Source organism: Streptomyces sp. NPDC007901 (assembly GCF_042959465.1).
Classification (GTDB): Bacteria; Actinomycetota; Actinomycetes; order Streptomycetales; family Streptomycetaceae; genus Streptomyces.
On sequence record NZ_JBIBKW010000004.1, the window covers coordinates 276107 to 293612 of the forward strand.

General features: G+C 69.6%; 14 protein-coding genes. 7 read left to right on the forward strand and 7 right to left on the reverse strand.

The window, feature by feature from the left end:
* Positions 1-2: 2 nt before the first annotated feature.
* Positions 3-941 carry a fumarylacetoacetate hydrolase family protein gene (locus ACFZDK_RS15905; RefSeq protein ID WP_390972890.1) on the reverse strand — a complete coding sequence of 313 codons (939 nt, stop codon included), beginning with the start codon at positions 939-941 and terminating at the stop codon, positions 3-5.
* 50 nt (positions 942-991) lie between these two features.
* Positions 992-2134 (reverse strand): VOC family protein, encoded by a 1143-nt coding sequence (locus ACFZDK_RS15910; RefSeq protein WP_390972891.1) that lies wholly within the window; start codon positions 2132-2134, stop codon positions 992-994.
* 135 nt (positions 2135-2269) lie between these two features.
* On the opposite strand from ACFZDK_RS15910, the gene ACFZDK_RS15915 reads away from it, so the two are divergent.
* The gene (locus ACFZDK_RS15915) at positions 2270-2905 is read left to right on the forward strand and encodes a TetR family transcriptional regulator (protein ID WP_390972893.1); all 636 of its coding nucleotides are present in this window, start codon (positions 2270-2272) and stop codon (positions 2903-2905) included.
* 2 nt (positions 2906-2907) lie between these two features.
* On the opposite strand, the gene ACFZDK_RS15920 is transcribed toward ACFZDK_RS15915, so the two are convergent.
* Positions 2908-3690, reverse strand: coding sequence for an LmeA family phospholipid-binding protein (locus ACFZDK_RS15920; protein ID WP_390972894.1), 783 nt, complete (start codon positions 3688-3690; stop codon positions 2908-2910).
* 35 nt (positions 3691-3725) lie between these two features.
* Complete coding sequence (locus ACFZDK_RS15925) at positions 3726-4364, reverse strand: TetR family transcriptional regulator (protein WP_390972896.1); 639 nt, start codon at positions 4362-4364, stop codon at positions 3726-3728.
* A gap of 188 nt (positions 4365-4552) precedes the next feature.
* Between ACFZDK_RS15925 and ACFZDK_RS15930 the strand changes: the two genes are divergently transcribed.
* Complete coding sequence (locus tag ACFZDK_RS15930; RefSeq protein ID WP_390972898.1) at positions 4553-6166, forward strand: MFS transporter; 1614 nt, start codon at positions 4553-4555, stop codon at positions 6164-6166.
* A 540-nt stretch (positions 6167-6706) separates the two neighbouring features.
* On the opposite strand, the gene ACFZDK_RS15935 is transcribed toward ACFZDK_RS15930, so the two are convergent.
* The 3 genes from ACFZDK_RS15935 to ACFZDK_RS15945 form a co-directional block, all read right to left on the reverse strand.
* Positions 6707-8623 carry a PASTA domain-containing protein gene (locus ACFZDK_RS15935; RefSeq protein ID WP_390972900.1) on the reverse strand — a complete coding sequence of 639 codons (1917 nt, stop codon included), beginning with the start codon at positions 8621-8623 and terminating at the stop codon, positions 6707-6709.
* A 102-nt stretch (positions 8624-8725) separates the two neighbouring features.
* Entirely contained in the window at positions 8726-9352 is a 627-nt protein-coding gene (locus tag ACFZDK_RS15940) for a TetR family transcriptional regulator (RefSeq protein WP_390972902.1), read from the reverse strand.
* 102 nt (positions 9353-9454) lie between these two features.
* Positions 9455-9682, reverse strand: coding sequence for a hypothetical protein (locus tag ACFZDK_RS15945; protein WP_390972904.1), 228 nt, complete (start codon positions 9680-9682; stop codon positions 9455-9457).
* Positions 9683-10000: 318 nt separating this feature from the next.
* Here ACFZDK_RS15945 and ACFZDK_RS15950 point away from each other — a divergent pair, with 318 nt between their 5' ends.
* The 5 genes from ACFZDK_RS15950 to ACFZDK_RS15970 all read left to right on the forward strand — a co-directional run bounded on the left by ACFZDK_RS15950 (position 10001) and on the right by ACFZDK_RS15970 (position 17492).
* On the forward strand, positions 10001-10621 hold the full coding sequence (locus ACFZDK_RS15950) for a hypothetical protein (protein WP_390972906.1): 621 nt from the start codon (positions 10001-10003) through the stop codon (positions 10619-10621).
* An 81-nt stretch (positions 10622-10702) separates the two neighbouring features.
* Positions 10703-12031, forward strand: coding sequence for a Dyp-type peroxidase (locus ACFZDK_RS15955; protein ID WP_390972908.1), 1329 nt, complete (start codon positions 10703-10705; stop codon positions 12029-12031).
* A 32-nt stretch (positions 12032-12063) separates the two neighbouring features.
* Positions 12064-13230 (forward strand): DUF4331 family protein, encoded by a 1167-nt coding sequence (locus ACFZDK_RS15960; protein WP_390972909.1) that lies wholly within the window; start codon positions 12064-12066, stop codon positions 13228-13230.
* Positions 13227-14276, forward strand: coding sequence for a tetratricopeptide repeat protein (locus ACFZDK_RS15965; protein ID WP_390972911.1), 1050 nt, complete (start codon positions 13227-13229; stop codon positions 14274-14276). The genes ACFZDK_RS15960 and ACFZDK_RS15965 overlap by 4 nt, the downstream gene beginning before the upstream one ends.
* Positions 14277-14321: 45 nt before the next feature.
* A complete protein-coding gene (locus tag ACFZDK_RS15970) occupies positions 14322-17492 on the forward strand; it encodes a cytochrome P450 (RefSeq protein ID WP_390972913.1) in 3171 nt (1056 codons plus the stop codon).
* Positions 17493-17506 lie beyond the last annotated feature (14 nt).

Below are 17506 nucleotides of genomic sequence, written 5' to 3' on the forward strand. Positions count from 1 at the left end.
TATTAGTTCGCGTCCGCGACGGGCGTGCGCTGCTCGCCGAGGTCGATGCGGCCGTCGGGGGTCGCGATCGTCGCCGTGATCACGTCGCCCGGGTTCAGGTAGTGCGGGTTCTTGGCCTGGCTCTTGAAGAAGGCCTTCCACTTCACGGCGGGCGGCAGCAGCGCGCCGATCTTCTCGACGGCCTTCGGCGGGGCCTTCAGGGCCGTGCCGCCGGGGGTGCCGGTGAGCAGCAGGTCGCCGGCGTCCAGGGTCTGGAAGCGGGCCAGCAGGGTGAGTGCCTGGGCCGGGCGGACGATCATGTCGGCGAGGGTGCGGTCCTGGCGGAGCTCGCCGTTGACGCTCAACTTCAGCCGCAGGTCCAGGAGATGGGTGAAGTCCTCCGGCTCCAGCAACGACAGGTACGGACCGGTCGGCGTGAAGGTGGGGTACGACTTGCTCTCGTAGAACTGCGTCTTGGTCAGCTGCACCTCACGGGCGCTGACATCGTTGGTGATCACCAGTCCGGCGACGTACGACGGCAGGTCCCGCTCCTCGACGACGGTGCCGACGGGCAGGGGCGCGCCCATGACGAGGCCGAGTTCGATCTCGTAGTCGAGGAACTTCACGTGGGAGGGGCGGACGACGGCGTCGCCCGGGCCGCTGACCGAGCCGGACGCCTTGCGGAAGAAGGTGGGCGGGACATCGCCCTTGAAACCCGAATCACGGGCGTGGCTGCGGTAGTTGACCATCTGGGCGACCACCCGGCAGGGCGTGGTCACCGGCGAGAGCGCGACCAGGTCGGCGATGGGCGTGCCCGGTTCATCGGAGACGCCGGCCTCACGGACGGCGTCGCGGTCGGCGAGCAGTTCGGCGGTGGTGGCGGCCTTGGTGTCGACCGGGACGGCCCGGTCGCCGAGGACGACCCACCAGCCGTCGGCGGTGCGCAGGACATTGGTGCTCATGTCAGTGCCTTCGTGAGGGTGATTCGCGTGCGGGGGATTCGCGTGCGGGGTCAGGAGTTGGCGGCCTTGAGCAGGCCGAACAGTCGGGCCGGGTCCATCTCGTTGTCGCCGCGCAGGGCCTCGATGACATCGCGGAGCCGCTGCGGGGAGGGGCTCGCGCCGAGGAAGTCGCGGGTGGCCGGCGGGCCCCACTGGGCGAGGCCGCTGGTCGACATGGGCGCCCAGCCGGGCTCGACGTCGCAGGAGAACAGGTCGCCGTCGGCGAAGTGCTCCAGCATGAAGTGGTCGGGGTCGCGCCAGTAGTCGAAGAGCTGGCTGCCCTGGATGTGCCGGCCGATGCCCCAACTGCGCTTGTATCCGCGCTCCTTGAGGTATTCACCGCCGGTGGCGATGGAGTCGAGGTCGGTGACCTGGTAGGCGGAGTGGACGTACCCCGTCCCCGGCCCCAGATGCATCGCGAGGGTGTGGTGGTCGGCCGGCACACTGCCCAGGTCGCAGCGGATGAACGCCATCGTCGACCCGCGCCCGCGCTGCCCGTCCAGGAACAGGAAATCGGACACGATCATCCCGAGGGTGTCCAGGTACCAGTCCAGGGCCCGGCCGAACACCCGTGTCTCCAGCACCACGTGGCCGAGCCGCTGGATGCGGGACGGCTCGCGCGGCGGCCGCTGGGTGGCGTTGGTACGACGGTGATCCGTGCCGAAGTTCAGCAGCAGCGGCTGCTGTTCCGGCAGTGCGGGGAGCTGTTCGCCGCAGTGCACGACCCGGACCGGGAAGCCGGACGGGTCGAGCAGGTCGACCACCTTCCCGCTGCCGGGCACGTCGGATTCTCGTACGGACGATCCGGTGGCGCGGGCCAGCCGGTCCAGGTCACCCCGCTCGGCCGCGCGGAACGCCGGACCGATGAAGCGGGACGTACGACCACGCCGGATCACCATGCAGGGCGAGCCCGCGAAGGTGCCCCGCAGCCACAGCTCGCTCTCGGTGCGGGCGGCGACGCCGAAGCCGAAGTCGCGGGCGAAGACCTCCGCCCGGTCCAGGTCGGGCTTCTCGAACTCCAGCCAGGCCAGGTCCGCCACCTTGATCACGGGGTTCCGGGAGCGGCCAGGGTGTTCGCCGCGCAGGGCGCCCTGCTCACTGTGGAGGTCCTGGTGGGCCGTGATGACGTCCCCGTTGACGCGTGTTTCAGACATGGTGCCCTCCGAGCAACATTGCCGTAATGAGGAAATCATCAACTGTGACAGTTCCGTCGTCAAGACGTTCGCCGCAGGAAATGATGAATCCATCAGGACTGCGATCTACATGGGGTAACCGTTAGACTTCTGCGCATGTCTACGTCAGCCCCGCCCAGCAACCGGTTCGAGCGACGTCGCGCAGAGACCCGTGGAGCTCTCGTGCGAGCGGCCCGGCAGATCCTTGCCGAAAGCGGCGATACCAGCGCGAGTATCCAGGCGATCGCCGAGCGCGCGGACGTGGGCTTCGGGTCCTTCTACAACCACTTCGACTCCAAGGCGGAGTTGTTCGAGGCGGCGGTGATCGACGCCCTCGAGGAGTTCGGGCAGGAATTCGACGAGCGTCTGACGGGGATCGACGACCCGGCGGAGCGGGTCGCGGGCGGCTTCCGGCTCAGTGCCCGCATGGCCGACTCCCACCCGGAGCTGATGCAGGTCCTGCGCCGCCGTGGCCTCGCGCACATCCACTCGGGCAAGGGACTGGCCCGACGCGCCCTGCGCGATCTCCAGGTCGGCATCGCCTCCGGCCGCTTCACGCCCGTCGACCCCATGGTCGCCCTGTCCGCACTGGGCGGCGCCCTGCTGTCCCTGGTGGAACTGCGGTTCGCCCGCCCCGAGGTGGACGGCGACGAGGCCGCGATGAACCTCGCCGAGATGGTCCTGCGGATGCTGGGCCTGCCGGCGGACGAAGCGCACGAGGTCGCCCGACGCCCCTTGCCTGACGCCGCCTGACCTCACGCGGACGACGAGTCCGGGCGGAACGTGACCGAGCGGCCTGTGAAGCGGGCGTCGATTCCGTCCTCGGTGGTGGTGACCGACCGCAGCCGGAGCCCTTGGGGCACGTTCTGCAGCGGTATGGGCTCGTCCAGGGCCTTGTCGAGCAGTGATTTCAGCGGAGGGAGCAGCTCACCCTGCTCCGTGCGTACGTCCGTGAAGGCGATGCGGTTGCCGCCGGCCGCCGAGACGGCCGCGCTCACGGTCACGTCGCCGACAATCGGCAGACTCGCGGTCGCGTCGACCCGGCCCGCCTCGTCCCCCTGTGACACCTGCACGCCGAGCGCACTCGACACGTCCGCGTACGACAGGAACGCGGTCGCCGTGACGCTGTCCGCGTGAGCCTCGTCGGCGCTCCCCGAGGTCTTCAGCCCGTCCATCCCGACCGTCAGCTTCGTCACCGGGAGCGGCCGGGTGCTGCCGCCGGCCGGAATGTCGTGGGCGGTCAGGTCGACATGGTCCAGGCTGCCCGCAGCCAGTTGGTTCAGTACGGGAAAGCCACTGACGTGCACCGATGGCCGATCGGCGGTTCCCATGCCGTCCTGGAACGCCTTGGCCGTACGGCTCTCCGCGCGAGTTGCGGCGATCCGGTCGACCGCGACTCCGCCGACCAGCACGGCCACCAGGGACACAGCGACGATAATGATGCGCCGCCTGGTCCGGGTCGGGGGGCTCACGTACACGGAGCCGTCGCCGTAGCAGGGCTCGGCGACGTATTCCTCGTCGCGGTGGGACTGATACATGGTTCTCCTCTTCGAGTGATGCTTGGGAAGTGCGCCTACGCGGCGTCGCCCGCGGGCCGGACCAGCCCGTGGACGCACGCCGCAGCGCTGTCTCCGGCCACGCCCATCGCGATCAGGGCGGCGGTCGCGGTGCCGGTGCCGTCGTCGCTCCAGACCGCGCTGTTCACGCAGTCCAGCAGCCCCAGCAGGTACCCCTCCAGTGCCCGGGTCAGGACGACCGGGGGTGCGCCGGTCTGAAAGGCGCCCTGCCGCTGCCCCCGGGAGATGATCGCCTCCGCCATGTCCCGCGCGGGGGCCAGGACTTCAGCGAGCCGATCGGCCCCGAGGTCCTGGGGGGCGAGGCGGAGCAGGATGCGGTAGCGATCTCCGACGGGCCACACCGCGAGGACGAAGCGCGCCAGCTCCGTGACGGCGTCCGCCACCGGCGGGCGGGGAGCCGCGAGCGCCTGCCGCAAGGCCCACGTGGCCTCCTCCACCAGCCCCTCCATCAGTGCGGCCCGGCCGTTGAAGTGGCCATAGACCGTACGGCGCACCACCCCTGCCGCCTCGGCGATGTCACCGAGGCTGCTGTCGGGGTCACGGCCGAGTTCCTGCCGGGCCGCTTCGAGGATGCGGGCCCGTGTGAGCAGGGTTCGGCTGCGTTCCGGGGCGGCTGTCAGGTGTGCGTGGATCATGTCGAACCTCCGGCAGACGGGGGGGAGGGCGACTCGATAGTTGCACATCGACGAGCAATAAACTAGTCTGCACATCAACGGGCAATTAGCTGCCCCTGGTGCCGAGCCCCCTCTTGGCCTCGCCTGCGCCACTCCCATCGATTCCGCCCCCGAAGCCACCGCTTCACCCCCTGCCGAGGAGCCCGACCATGCCGCTCTTTCCGAACACACCCGTCGAGAAGATGACGGAGCCCTACCACCGGCGCTGGTGGGCCCTGCTGGTCCTGTGCCTGAGCCTGCTGATCGTCGTCATGGCGAACACGTCACTGATCGTGGCCGCCCCCGACATGACCAAGGACCTGGGGCTGAGCAGCAGTGACCTGCAGTGGGTCATCGACGGCTACACCGTCCCCTACGCCGCGCTGATGCTGGTGCTGGGCGCGATCGGCGACAAGTACAGCCGCCGCGGCGCGCTCGTCCTCGGCCTGCTGATCTTCGCCGGAGGTTCGGTGATGGGTGGCCTGGTCGATGAGACCAACCTCGTCATCACCGCCCGCGCGATCATGGGTGTCGGTGCCGCCGTCGTCATGCCGGCCACCCTGTCGCTGCTGGTCGCGATGTTCCCGCGCGCCGAGCGCGCCAGGGCGATCACCGCCTGGTCCGCGACCTCCGGCCTCGCCATCGCCGTCGGTCCGCTGACCGCCGGCTGGCTGCTGGAGAACCACGCCTGGGGCTCCACCTTCCTGGTGAACGTCCCGATCGCCGTCCTCGGTGTCATCGGCGCGCTGCTGCTCGTGCCGCCGTCGAAGGCGGAGGGCATGGGGCGGATCGACTACGGCGGCGGTCTGCTGTCGATCGTGTCGGTCGGCTGCCTGGTCTACGCGGTCATCGAGGGCCCGCACTTCGGCTGGGGCACCGGTCCCATCACCGCGGCCGTCGTCGCCGGCGTGGGCCTGCTGGCCTTCGTGGCCTGGGAGTTGAAGCACCCCAACCCCATGCTGGACGTGCGCAAGTTCACCGAGCGTCCCTTCGGCGGCTCGATGATGGCCGTGCTGTTCTTCTTCTTCGGCACCTTCGGCTCGATCTACTACTCCACCCAGTTCCTGCAGTTCGTCCTCGGCTACAACGCCCTGGAGACCGGCATCCGCCTGCTGCCGCTGGCCGGATCCGTGTTCGTCGGTGCCGCAGTCACCGGCAAGCTGGCTCCCAGGCTGGGCGTGAAGCTGGTGGTCGGTACCGGCATGGTGATCGGCACCGTGGGCGTCTTCCTGCTCACCCGGATCGACTCCGGCTCCACCTACACCGACTTCGTGGCCTCGCTGCTGCTGCTCGGCTTCGCCATCGGCCTGAGCCTGTCCCCCGCCACCGACACCATCATGGGCTCTTTTCCCGAGTCGGAGCTGGGCGTCGGCGGCGGCGCCAACGACACCGCCCTGGAACTCGGCGCCTCGCTGGGCATCGCCATCCTCGGCTCCCTGCTGGCCACGTCCTACAAGGACAAGCTGACCGACCTGGTCGGCGGCCACCTCCCCGCCGAGGCCATGGACACCGCCAAGGACTCCGTCGGCGGCGGCATCGCGGTCGCCGAACACGTCGCCAAGAACCCGCAGGGCGGCGCCGAGCAGGCCCAGACCCTGCTGGGAGCGGTGCACGAGTCCTTCGCCCACGCCATCGCCCACACCAGCCTCATCGGCGGCATCATCATGGCCGCCGGAACCCTGATCGTCATCGCCGTCCTGCCCGGCCGCAAGCACACCACCCAGCACGGTGCGGAAGAAGGGACGCCGGCGACCGAGGCGCAGACCGAGACCGTGGGCGCCTGAGCCCCGTACGCCGGAGGCCGGAACCTGATTCCGGCCTCCTCCACCCCCATGACGGGCTGTGCCTGAGCGGCGCACGGCCCCGGGACGGTGCCGGAGGGGACACCCGGCACCGTCCCCTTTTTGCTGTCCGTCCCGGGTGGCTGGGGTGGAGTTCAACGGACCTCCGAGGTGACCTCAGCGTCGGGGAGCTGGTGATCAAGCCGTTCGGGGAGGGGCGGGGCAGGTGCGGGGGGCTGGGAAGAGACACCGCGCGGTTGAGTGCCGGGTGTGGCGCTGTGGATGGTTGGCGTGGCGCTGCTCGGCCTGGGCCGGTGGCGAGATGCGCTCTCGCTGAGCCCCGTCACCAGATCACCGATGGGACGTCGGAACACGCCCCGGAGGAGTTCCGAGCCGAGGTACGGGAGCCCTTCGAGCGTTCACTCCCCGACACCCTGGACCCGGTCGTCGAATGAGTGACCTTCCCAAGGAAGACAGCAAAGGGCCCTCAACCGCGCATGGCCGGTTGAGGGCTCGTTACTGTCCGGTGGTGTCAGCGACGTCTCACTGGCCGCCGTCCGTCGCCCCCGGCGTCGTAGCCGTGCCGTCGGCGGGCGTCCCGTCTTCCGACGACGCGTCCTGGGCCTCCTCGGTGACGACGGCCACCGTGCTGCCCGCCTCGACCTCGCTCCCGGCCGCCGGGGTGCTGGAGGTGACCACGGCGTCGGAGGCCTGGGAGTACCCGGAGGCGACGGTCGCCCGGAGGCCGAGGTCACCCAGCTCGTTCTGGTCCTCGGCAAGGGTCTTGCCGAGGATGTCCGCCGGAATCTGCACGGTCTGCACCGACTTGGCGATCCGGACGTCGACCGACGAACCGGGCTTGACCTCATCTCCCGCGGCGGCGCTCTGTTCGACGACGGTCCCGGCCGTGGCGCTGCTGTCCACCTCGGTGCTGTCGCCCAGCTCGAGGTCGTGCTCGGCGAGCAGCTTGCGGGCCTCGCTCAGGGTGCTGCCGGTGAGGTCGGGAACCGTGGCCTTCTCGGCCTCCTTGGCCACCGTGAGGGTGATCTCGGTGCCCTTCTCGACGCTCCCGCCTGCCGGGTCCTGCTCCAGGACGGTCCCGGCGTCCTCGGTGGACACCTTGTGCCGGAGCTTCACCTTGAAGCCCTTGTCCTCCAGAATGCGGGACGCGTCGTCCTCGTCCTTGTCCGTGACGTCCGGCACCTCGACCTTCGGCGCGCCGGTGGAGACGGTGACCGACACCGCCTCCCCCTTGTCGAGCCGGCCGTCCAGTGGGGTCTGCTCGCAGATGTGTCCCTTGGGCTGGTCCGCGCAGGGCTCCTGCCTGGTGACGGTGAGCGTGAGCCCGACGTTGTCCGCCGTGCGCCGGGCCTCCTCCAGGGTCTGGCCGACGAGATCGGGTACGCCCGCCTTGCCGTCGTCGGCCGTGCCGCGCCCGAACATGAACCAGCCGAGCGCGAGTGCCGCGACGACGACCGCGACACCCATCCCGATCAGCGCGGCTCTGCCTCTGCGGCGACCGCTCTCCGCCGCGTCATCGCCGCCGGGCTCCTCGTCGCCGCCGTCGAACCCCCGGTCCGGGACGGTCTGCGCCTGGAGGCTGGCCTCGACGTCGGCGAGCATCTCCCGTGCGGACTGGTAGCGATACGCGGGGTCCTTCGTGAGGGCCCGTAGGACGATTGTGTCGACCCGCGGTCCGACCCCGGGGTTGTAGAGGCTCGGCGGTCGCGGTTCCTCCTGGACGTGCTGGTACATCACCGCCATCGGCGAATCACCGGTGAACGGCGTGCGCAGGGTGAGGAGTTCGTACAGGAGACAACCCACCGAGTACAGGTCGGAACGGGCGTCGATGGCGTGTCCCATCGCCTGTTCCGGGGAGAGGTACTGCGCGGTGCCGATCACCAGGGAGGTCTGGGTCATGCCGACGTCCCGTGCGTCACGGGCGATGCCGAAGTCCATGACCTTGACCTGACCGGACCAGGTCACCATGACGTTGGCCGGCTTGATGTCCCGGTGCACGATGCCCTGCTGGTGGGAATGGGCGAGCGCCTCCAGGACGCCGGCCGTCATCTCCAAGGCGCGTTCGACGGTCAGCGGCGGTCCGGAGTACAGGGCCTCGCGCAGAGTGGTGCCGTCGACGTACTCCATCACGAGGTACGGCAACTGCGCCCCGTACGAGAAGTGTTCGCCCGTGTCGTAGACGGCGGCGATGGCCGGGTGGTTGAGCGAGGCGGTGGACTGGGCCTCCCGCCGGAACCGCTCCTGGAGTGCCGGATCGTGGGCGAGGTCGGTGCGCGGAGTCTTCACCGCGACGATGCGGTCGAGCCGGAGATCGTGCGCGAGATGCACCTCGGCCATGCCTCCGGAGCCGAGCAGGAGCCGCAGTTCGTACCTGTCGCCGAGGACCGCCACCGGCGCAGGGTGGAAGAAGGCCAGATCGTCTGGTCCGCCGAAGTTCATACCCAAGATAATTGCACATTCAGGGGTAACTATAGAAGTGGGGCGGACACGGAAAGACCCCGGCGCTTCGCACCGGGGTCACGTCGGACTGCAGGGGCGATCTCACCCCTCGGCGGCGGCCACCTCGTCGACGACGATCTGCGCCCGCTTCTCCGGCACACCGGCCGCGATGAGCGTGGTGACGGCCACCCGGGTGCCGTCGTCCTCCAGCGCCCCGGTGTTGACCTCTTCCAGCAGGGCGACCGTCATCGCCTCAAGACCGGCGCTCAGCACCGGGGCCTGCAGCTGGGAGTGGAAGATCCCGTCCCGTTGTCCCTGCTCCAGGATGGCCGTGGACCTGATCCGGGCGGGCTCCAGGATCCCGGCGACACGGTCCATGCCGAGGTCCCGTCGGGCCAGCGCCAGGAGCATCCGGTACCGGTCGCCCACAGGCCAGAGCGCCAACGTGAAGTGGGCGAGCGCCCGGTCCGCCGGTTCCGTCGCGCCTGCTCCGACCGTAACAGCGGCCTGGAGCGCCTCGGCGGCCTCCTCGGCCAGCGCGTCCAGGAGCGCTGCCCGCCCGGGGAAGTGCCCGAACAGCGTGCGCCGTACGACACCGGAGGCGCGGGCGAGTTCCTCCAGGGTGATGTCGGGGTTCCGGCCGAGCTCCTGGCGGGCGGTGGCCAGGATGCGTGCCCGGTTGGACCGGGCGTTGCGTCGCTGGGGCACACGGCCGACGGGCTGGGACACGAAAGGAACCTCGAAGAAGACAGCGCGGAGAAGGGACTTCCCCATTCTGGCACGCGGGGCCCGACCGACCCGCGGACGCATCCGGGGTCGGCCGGGTCCGGATCAGGTGGGCAGTTCCTTGATGTCGGACGGCTCCTGCGGCTCGATGCCGTTGAAGCGGTGCCGGAAGTCGCTGGAGGCGGGGTACGCGGCGCGGCGGGAGCGCATGATCGAGCCCAGCGGGCGGTGGGCCTCCAGGGCGTGCCAGGGGCTGAAGGAAAGGACGTCGTCGGCGTAGCGGCGGCGGGCGTCGCTGTAGGCGTCCTGGGCGGGCAGATGCAGCACGGCCACGGTCCGGTCGATGTCCGTGCACAGCTGGGCGCGGATGTCGTACTCGGCGCTGCTGTCCGCGAAGAAGTTTTCATATCACCACAAACCGGCGCGCCGATCGCGCCCTGCAGGCGATGCCCTCCTCGCGAAGGGTTGACAGTTCCCGCACAACTGATGACATCATCAAGTTGCCGGGTCGTTGGACAGGTTGGCCCACGTCCCGGATGTGAGCCAATCCGTCTCGCAGGAGCGCCGTACGCCCGAGGTGACGTTCCGCGCGACTGAGGACAACGTCAATGTCGACACAACGCTCACATATTGCGCACAAGGGAGAAAGCCATGACATCGATCGTCGACAAGAAATCCGGCAAGGGCCTCAGCGACGGCGTCGTCTCCGAGCTGGCGGCCTACTTCGACGTCAAGCCGGGTCACGAAGAGGAACTGCGAGCCGCTCTGGGTCGCTTCGTCGAGGTGCTGCGCGCCTCCGACCCCGCCGAGACCATCAAGACCGGGCTGCGCGACTCCCGGCACGTGATCTTCGATGAGGGCCGTCGGCTGCTCTGGGCCACCACCTTCGAGACCGACTGGGACCCGTACCTGGAGGATGCCCTGCTGATCGTGGGCGCCCCGCACTTCTTCGACTGGATGCAGCACACCTCCCAGGCAGATGTCCTCCTGCAGTGGCTGGAGGACAACGGCGGCCTCGACGCGCTGGACAAGAACCACCCGGACTTCGAGGCGAACGCACGCAAGGCCAGCGCCGGTCTCAAGAAGATCATCCAGTCGGTGCAGACCCCGGCGGCCGTCTACTTCAACCCTCTGGGCGTGGTGACGATGTCGCAGATCATCAAGGGGCAGCTGCTGGACATGGCCTTCCAGCAGGTCCTCGACGACCCCGCCGCCGAGGAGGCGCTCTCGCACCCCGTGCTGAAGCCGCTGCTCGATCTGGCCGCCTCCTGAACCAGCCGCACGCCGCGCAGGGGGCGGTGACGCCCCCTGCGCACGCCGGACGAGCAGCGCGAAGAGAACTGTGAAGGCATCATGAGCACGGACCAGCGCAGCGCCCTCGAACTCCACGACATCCAGGCCGCCGCCCTCCAGCCCCGGCCGACCCCCTATGCCGGCGCCTACCTGGCACTGCGCATCGACGACCGTCGGCAGGCACGCGAACTGCTGCGTCGTCTGATCCCGATCCTCGACTCGGCCGCCACCTTCGACGCACGGCGTCAGGTCTCGCTCGCCGTGGGCTTCAGCTTCGAAGGCCTGCGGGCCATGGGCGTGCCCGAGGACTCGCTGGCCACCTTCTCCCCCGAGTTCCAGCAGGGCATGGCCGCACGGGCCGCCGAACTCGGTGACGTGGGCGAGAGCGCGCCCGAGAACTGGGAGCCTCCGCTCGGCTCCAAGGACATCCACCTCATGCTGGCCGGCCTGGCCCCCGATGCCGCCCGGTTGGAAGCGATCCTCCTCCTGGCCCGCGACGCGATGCGGGATCTGCCCGGCGTCGTACCGATCTGGCAGCAGGACGTGTATGCAGCGCCGGACGAGCGCGAACCGTTCGGCTTCAAGGACGGCATCGGCCAGCCGGCCATCGAAGGGACCGGCATCCCCGGCACCAACTCCCGCGAAGTGCCGTTGAAGGCGGGCGAGTTCATTCTCGGGTACGAGGACGAGACCGGCAGCGTCGCCCAGGTGCCGCAGCCCGACGTGCTGGGCCGCAACGGCACCTACGCGGTCTTCCGCAAGCTGCACACGCGCGTGGCCGACTTCCGCCAGTACATGCGGGACCGTGCCGCCGACCGCGCGGAGGAGGAACTGCTGGCCGCCAAGTTCGTCGGCCGCTGGCCCAGTGGTGCCCCGCTGTCCCTGGCGCCCGACAAGGACGACCCCGAACTCGGCGCCGATCCCACGCGCAACAACGATTTCCAGTACGGCGACGACCCGCAGGGCCTGAAGTGCCCGCTCGGCTCGCACGCCCGGCGGATGAACCCGCGCGACTCGGTCATCACCGGTGAGGCACGCCTGCACCGCATGATCCGGCGCGGCACCAACTACGGTTCCCAGCTTCCCCCCGGTGTCTACGAGGACGACGGCGCCGAACGCGGCATCGTCTTCGCCTTCGTCGGCGCCCACCTCGCCCGGCAGTTCGAGTTCGTGCAGACGCAGTGGGTGAACGACGGCAAGTTCATCGGCTCCCCCACCGAGAAGGACCCACTCGTCGGCGCCAACGACGAGGGCCAGTTCACCGTGCCCCGCAAACCGATCCGCCGCCGCTTCCAGGGGCTGCCGGCGTTCGTCGTCAACCGAGGCGGCGAGTACTGCTTCCTGCCGAGTCTGAGCGCCCTGCGCTGGCTCGCCGACCTGGACACCTGACTTCCCCGCACCTGACTGTCAAGGAGCCGACCATGGCTGATCACTTCTCCGGACCGCGCATCCTTTTCGACCCCGCGTCCGACGTCGCGGACGTCTACGCCTTCCCCAGCCCGGACCGCCCCGGCCGCCTGGTCCTGGTGCTCGACGTGTTCCCGGCCGCCGCGCCGACGGCGCTGTTCTCCGACGCGCTCACCTACCGGTTCCGGGCGCGTCCGGTCACACCGGCCGACCGGGCCTTCACCGTCGGTGAGGCCGCGTACAGTCTCGACTTCACCTTCGCCGCCCCCGGCGAGGTCCCGGGCAGCGAGCATCCGGTGCAGATCGGTACGTGCACCCTGCCCAGCGGTGAGCAGATCCTCTTCCAGGTCGGCGACGAGAAGCCCACCGAGACGGCCGGGGTGCGCATCTTCGCCGGGCCGAGGCTCGACCCGTTCTTCATCAATCTCAAGGGTGTCCTCGCATCCGATGCCATCGAGAAGCTGGCGTTCCAGCCCGAGGGCGCGACCAACATCCTCGAAGGCATGAACGTCCTGAGCATCGTCGTCGAGGTCGACCCCGAGGCAGTGTTCGGATCGGACAGTGGTCCTCTGTTCGGTGTCGTCGGCGAGACCGTCATCTCGGGCGGGCGGCCGACCCGCCTGGAGCGCATGGGCCGACCGGAGATCAAGAACGTCATCCTGGCGAGCAAGAAGTTCGACCCCGTCAACAGCGACCTGGAGATCCGCGACCTCTACAACGAGGAGGACGCCTTCGCCGTCCGGCAGGACTACGAGGGTGCCTACCGGGCCCGGTTCAACGCCAACCTGGCCTACTTCGACCGCCTCGCCGGCGAGACCGTTTGGCCTCTGGACGAACAAGGCGTCCACCCGCTGACCGACCTGCTCCTGGCGGACTTCCTCGTCGTGGATGTCTCCAAGCCGTTCTCCGAGAACAGCTGCTTCGAGATCGAGACCGCCCTGCTCGCCGGACGTGAGCACACCACCTGCGGTGGCCGCGCGCCCAACGACGACATCGTGGACACCCTCTTCACGCTCCTGGTGAACGGCGTCGACGGAGACCGCGTCAGCGACGGCGTCGATCAGGCGACCCAGCCGGCGAGGCACGAATTCCCCTATCTCGTGTCCCCCAACCCGACCCCTCCGGACCTGATGACCCTGTTCGCCGCCCTGGCGCCGCCTCCCGAGGAGGCAGCGGCATGACCGGGACCACCACGGACCGACACGAGCCGCGTACCACGGACGGCACGCTGGCCCTGACCAACCTCTCCGCGCAGATCGACGGGTTGGCGGTCCAAGCACGGCTGACGGGTCCCGCCGCCCACTTCGCCGTCGCGCAGCAGTCCGTGCTCGTGGATCTCCTCACTCTGCGCGGACACTTCCTGGGGCGCGTCGCCGACTACGAGCAGGCCGCGCAACTCGCCGACCGGTTGGTGGAGAACGCGCCCGACAGCTCCACCGCGCTGTCGGCCCGGGCTCGGGCCCGGGCGACCCTGCACCGATTCGCAGAGGCCATGTCCGACCTCGACGCTGCGGACCGAGCAGGCGCGCGACCGGACGGCCTGGCCGCGGAACGAGCGGCGATCATGCAGGCGGTCGGCTGCTACGGCGAGGCTCACCTTCTGCTGAGGGAGGCAGCCCCGCGCCGGTCGGACTTCGCCATGCTGAGCGCCCTCGCCGTCCTCCATGCGGAAAGCGGCAACATCGCGGAGGCGGTGCACGTCTTCCAGGAGGCCCGGAACGCCTACCGGGGTGTCTCGCCTTTCCCTCTCGCCCAACTGGACTTCCGGCGCGGGGTGATGTGGCTGCGCGATGGGGAACTGCCCGCGGCCCGCGAAGCGTTCGACGCCGCCCGACGCCGAGTGCCCGGTTACGCCCCTGCCATCGGTCACCTCGCCGAGGTGGAACTCCTGTGCGGAGACGCCGATGCAGCCGCCGACCGCCTGCGTCCCCTGGCGGAGACGAGTGACGACCCCGAGTACGCCTCCCACCTGGCACTCGCCCTGCGCGCCGTCGGCCGGCACCAGGAGGCTCAGCCGTGGCGGGACCGGGCGGCGGAACGCTACGACGAGTTGGTGCTGCGCCACCCTGAGGCCTACTCCGACCATGCCTGCGACTTCTGGCTCCAGGTGGGAGGCGATGTCGACCGGGGGCTGCAACTCGCCCTGCAGACCCTGGTCATGCGCCAGACGACCCGCTCGTACGCCCTGGTCCAGCGTGCCCGGGCGGCAAGCAAACAGTCGGCGTAGGACACGCCCTGACCGCGACGGCACCGCCGTCCGCAGGAGTCACCCATGAACGGCATCCCCGCGATCCCCGCACCACACGGCATCCCTCTCGTGGGCAACACCCCACAGATCCCGCCGCACCATCCGATCCAGTACATCACCGAAGTCGGCCGCCGCTACCCCGAGGGCGTCTTCTCCATGGAGATCGGCGGTCTTGAGCAGGTCTTCGTCACCGACCCCGACCTCGCGGCCGAGGTGTGCGACGAAGCCCGTTTCGGGAAGGTGATCGCGCCACCGCTGTCCCACCTGCGGGACTTCGTCGGATCAGGACTCTTCACGGCCCGGGACGACGAGGAGGTCTGGGGTCAGGCGCACCGCATCCTGATCCCTGCCTTCAGCCAGCGGTCCATGAAGGCGTACTTCCCACAGATGCTCGACGTCGCCCAGGAGTTGGTGCGCACATGGGAGGCGGCCGGGGCGCGTCCCGTCAACGTGTCCGACGACATGACCCGGTTGACTCTGGACACCATTGGACTGTGCGGGTTCGGGCACCGGTTCGACTCGTTCCGCAGCGAGGAGCTGGACCCCTTTCTCCAGGCGATGTTGCGCGCCCTGACAGAGGTGATGAACCGCACCCGTCACATGCCGCTGGTCACCCGGCTGCGACGCGTGGAGGATCGGACGTACCAGCAGAGCATCCGCCAGATGCGGCAGCTGGTCGACCGGGTGATCGAGCAGCGCCGCCGCTCGGGCGAGACCGGCCGGGACGACCTCCTCGGCCTCATGATGGAGGCGACGGACCCGGTCACCGGGCGGCGGCTCGACGACGCGAACGTGCGCGATCAGACCTTGACGTTCCTCATCGCCGGCCATGAGGCCACCAGCGGCCTGCTGTCCTTCGCCCTGTATCTGCTGATGCGCAACCCTTACGTCCTGGCCCAGGCATACGACGAGGTCGACCAGCTACTGCCGGAAGACGGCCCTCCCGACTACGAGACCGTCATGCGGTTGGACGTGATCCCGCGCATCCTCAGTGAGACGCTCCGGCTGTGGGCTCCCGTCCCGGCCATCAGCAAGGCACCGCTGGAGGACACCGAGCTAGGCGGCCACCCGGTGCGCAGGGGCCAGAAGGTCAGTCTGCTCTTCCCTCTCCTCCACACCCACCCCAAAGCATGGGAGCGACCGTACGAGTTCGACATCGACCGGTGGCTGCCCGAGAACAAGGCCCAGCACCACCCGTACGCCTACCGCCCCTTCGGCACAGGTGAACGTGCCTGCATCGGGCGGCAGTTCGCGCTGACCGAGGCCCGGCTCGCCCTCGCGCTCGTCCTGCGACGGTTCGCTGTCTCCGCCCCGAGCGACTACCGGCTGCATGTCGAGGAGGCGCTCACGTACAAGCCGTCCGGCTTCACGCTGCGGCTGCAGACCCGGCAGCCCCGCAACCGGCGTCCGGCCGCGGTGCAGTCGCCGCAGCCCGAGCCGGAGGCCGAGGCCCTGCACACCGTGGGTGTGAACCTGGCCGTCGCCTACGGCTCCAACCTCGGCAGCTCCGAGGACCTGGCCCGCACCATCGCCGACCGGGCCGGTCGGGCCGGCTTCGCGACGTCCCTCAGCACCCTCGACGACCTCGCCGGCCACCTGCCCACGGAGGGCGTGCTGATCGTCGTCACCGCCAGCTACAACGGCAAAGCCCCCGACAACGCCCAGAAGTTCGACGACGTCCTCGCTCAGGGGCTGCCCGAGGGCGCGCTGTCCGGCGTACGACTGGCCGTTCTCGGAACCGGCAACACCCAGTGGGACACCTACCAGGTGTTCCCGCGGCGGGCCGAAGCCGCGTTGCTTGCGGCCGGGGCCACCTCCCTGGTCGCCCGTGGTGAGGCCGACGCCTCGGGGGACTTCGACGGCATGGCGCGGGCCTGGACCGACACCCTGTGGGCGGCCCTGGCCGAGGAGTACGCCGCCGACACCACCGACGAGAGCGCACCGGGCTTCGAGGTCGACCTCCTCACCGAGGCCGACATCCGTCCCTCGATTGTCTCCAGCCAGGCCCACCCGCTGACCGTGGTGGCCATTGAGGACCTCGTCAAAGACCCCACCGGCTTGTGGGACTTCGACCTCACCGCGCCCCGCGCCCCGGCGAAGTCCATCACTCTGGAGCTGCCTGCCGGGGTCGGCTACGGCACCGGGAACCACCTCGCGGTCTTCGCGAAGAACGCTCCGGAACTGGTCACCCGCGCCCTGACCAGGCTGAGCCTGGCCCACGACCAGGTCCTCCGGATCAGTTCCACCGGCCGGACGCACCTGCCCGTCGATGTCCCGATCACGGCGGAGCTGCTGTTCACCGACTTCCTGGAGCTCCAGGAAGTGGCCGCCCGCGACCACCTGCGAACGCTGGCCGAGCACACCCGCTGCCCCGCCACCCGGCAGCAGCTGGAGCAGGCGGAGGAGAAGTACGCCGAGGAAATCCTCGCAAAGCGCGTCTCCGTGCTGACTCTGCTGGAACGCTGTCCCGCGGTCGAACTCCCGCCCGCCGTCTTCCTGGAGATGGTCGGCCCCATCCGGCCCCGCTTCTACTCCATCTCCTCGTCCTGCCTCGCCGAACCGCACCACGTGCGCCTCACCGTAGGAATGGTTGAAGGGCCCGCCCTCGCGGGCGAGGGCGAGGGCGAATACCGGGGTCTGTGCTCCCAGTACCTCGGGCGGTCGCAGCCCGGGGATGTCGTGTACGGCTACGTCCGCGCCCCGTCGCCGCCCTTCGCGCTGCCGGCCGACCCGGCCGTACCGCTCATTCTCATCGGACCCGGCACGGGCATCGCGCCCTTGCGCGGCTTCCTGGAGGAACGTGCCTGGCAGCACGCGGCCGGAACGGCGATCGGCCTGTCCCAGGTGTTCGTCGGATGCCGGCATCCCGAGCACGACTGGTTCTACCGGGAGGAGTGGGAGACCTGGGCGAAGGCCGGTGTCGCCCGGATCCACACCGCCTTCTCGGCGGTTCCCGACCATCCGGCCCGCTACGTCCAGGACGCCTTGGCCCTCGCGGCCGACACCGTGTGGGAGTCCGTGGAGAACGGCGCCTACCTCTACGTATGCGGTGATGGCCGCTTCATGGCGCCGGCCGTACGGGACGCGCTCATCGCGATCCACCAGGAGCGCACCGGCAGCGACGCCGACACCTCCCGTGCGTGGCTTGCCGGGCTGGAAGCGGCGGGCCGCTACCAGCAGGACGTTTTTGCCTGAGTTCGCAGACACAT

What these genes read in the sequence shown, in the direction of transcription:
- ACFZDK_RS15905 (WP_390972890.1), bottom strand. Translation starts at nt 941, where the DNA reads ATGAGCACCAATGTCCTGCGCACCGCCGACGGCTGGTGGGTCGTCCTC.
- ACFZDK_RS15910 (WP_390972891.1), bottom strand. Translation starts at nt 2,134, where the DNA reads ATGTCTGAAACACGCGTCAACGGGGACGTCATCACGGCCCACCAGGAC.
- ACFZDK_RS15915 (WP_390972893.1), top strand. Translation starts at nt 2,270, where the DNA reads ATGTCTACGTCAGCCCCGCCCAGCAACCGGTTCGAGCGACGTCGCGCA.
- ACFZDK_RS15920 (WP_390972894.1), bottom strand. Translation starts at nt 3,690, where the DNA reads ATGTATCAGTCCCACCGCGACGAGGAATACGTCGCCGAGCCCTGCTAC.
- ACFZDK_RS15925 (WP_390972896.1), bottom strand. Translation starts at nt 4,364, where the DNA reads ATGATCCACGCACACCTGACAGCCGCCCCGGAACGCAGCCGAACCCTG.
- ACFZDK_RS15930 (WP_390972898.1), top strand. Translation starts at nt 4,553, where the DNA reads ATGCCGCTCTTTCCGAACACACCCGTCGAGAAGATGACGGAGCCCTAC.
- ACFZDK_RS15935 (WP_390972900.1), bottom strand. Translation starts at nt 8,623, where the DNA reads ATGAACTTCGGCGGACCAGACGATCTGGCCTTCTTCCACCCTGCGCCG.
- ACFZDK_RS15950 (WP_390972906.1), top strand. Translation starts at nt 10,001, where the DNA reads ATGACATCGATCGTCGACAAGAAATCCGGCAAGGGCCTCAGCGACGGC.
- ACFZDK_RS15955 (WP_390972908.1), top strand. Translation starts at nt 10,703, where the DNA reads ATGAGCACGGACCAGCGCAGCGCCCTCGAACTCCACGACATCCAGGCC.
- ACFZDK_RS15960 (WP_390972909.1), top strand. Translation starts at nt 12,064, where the DNA reads ATGGCTGATCACTTCTCCGGACCGCGCATCCTTTTCGACCCCGCGTCC.
- ACFZDK_RS15965 (WP_390972911.1), top strand. Translation starts at nt 13,227, where the DNA reads ATGACCGGGACCACCACGGACCGACACGAGCCGCGTACCACGGACGGC.
- ACFZDK_RS15970 (WP_390972913.1), top strand. Translation starts at nt 14,322, where the DNA reads ATGAACGGCATCCCCGCGATCCCCGCACCACACGGCATCCCTCTCGTG.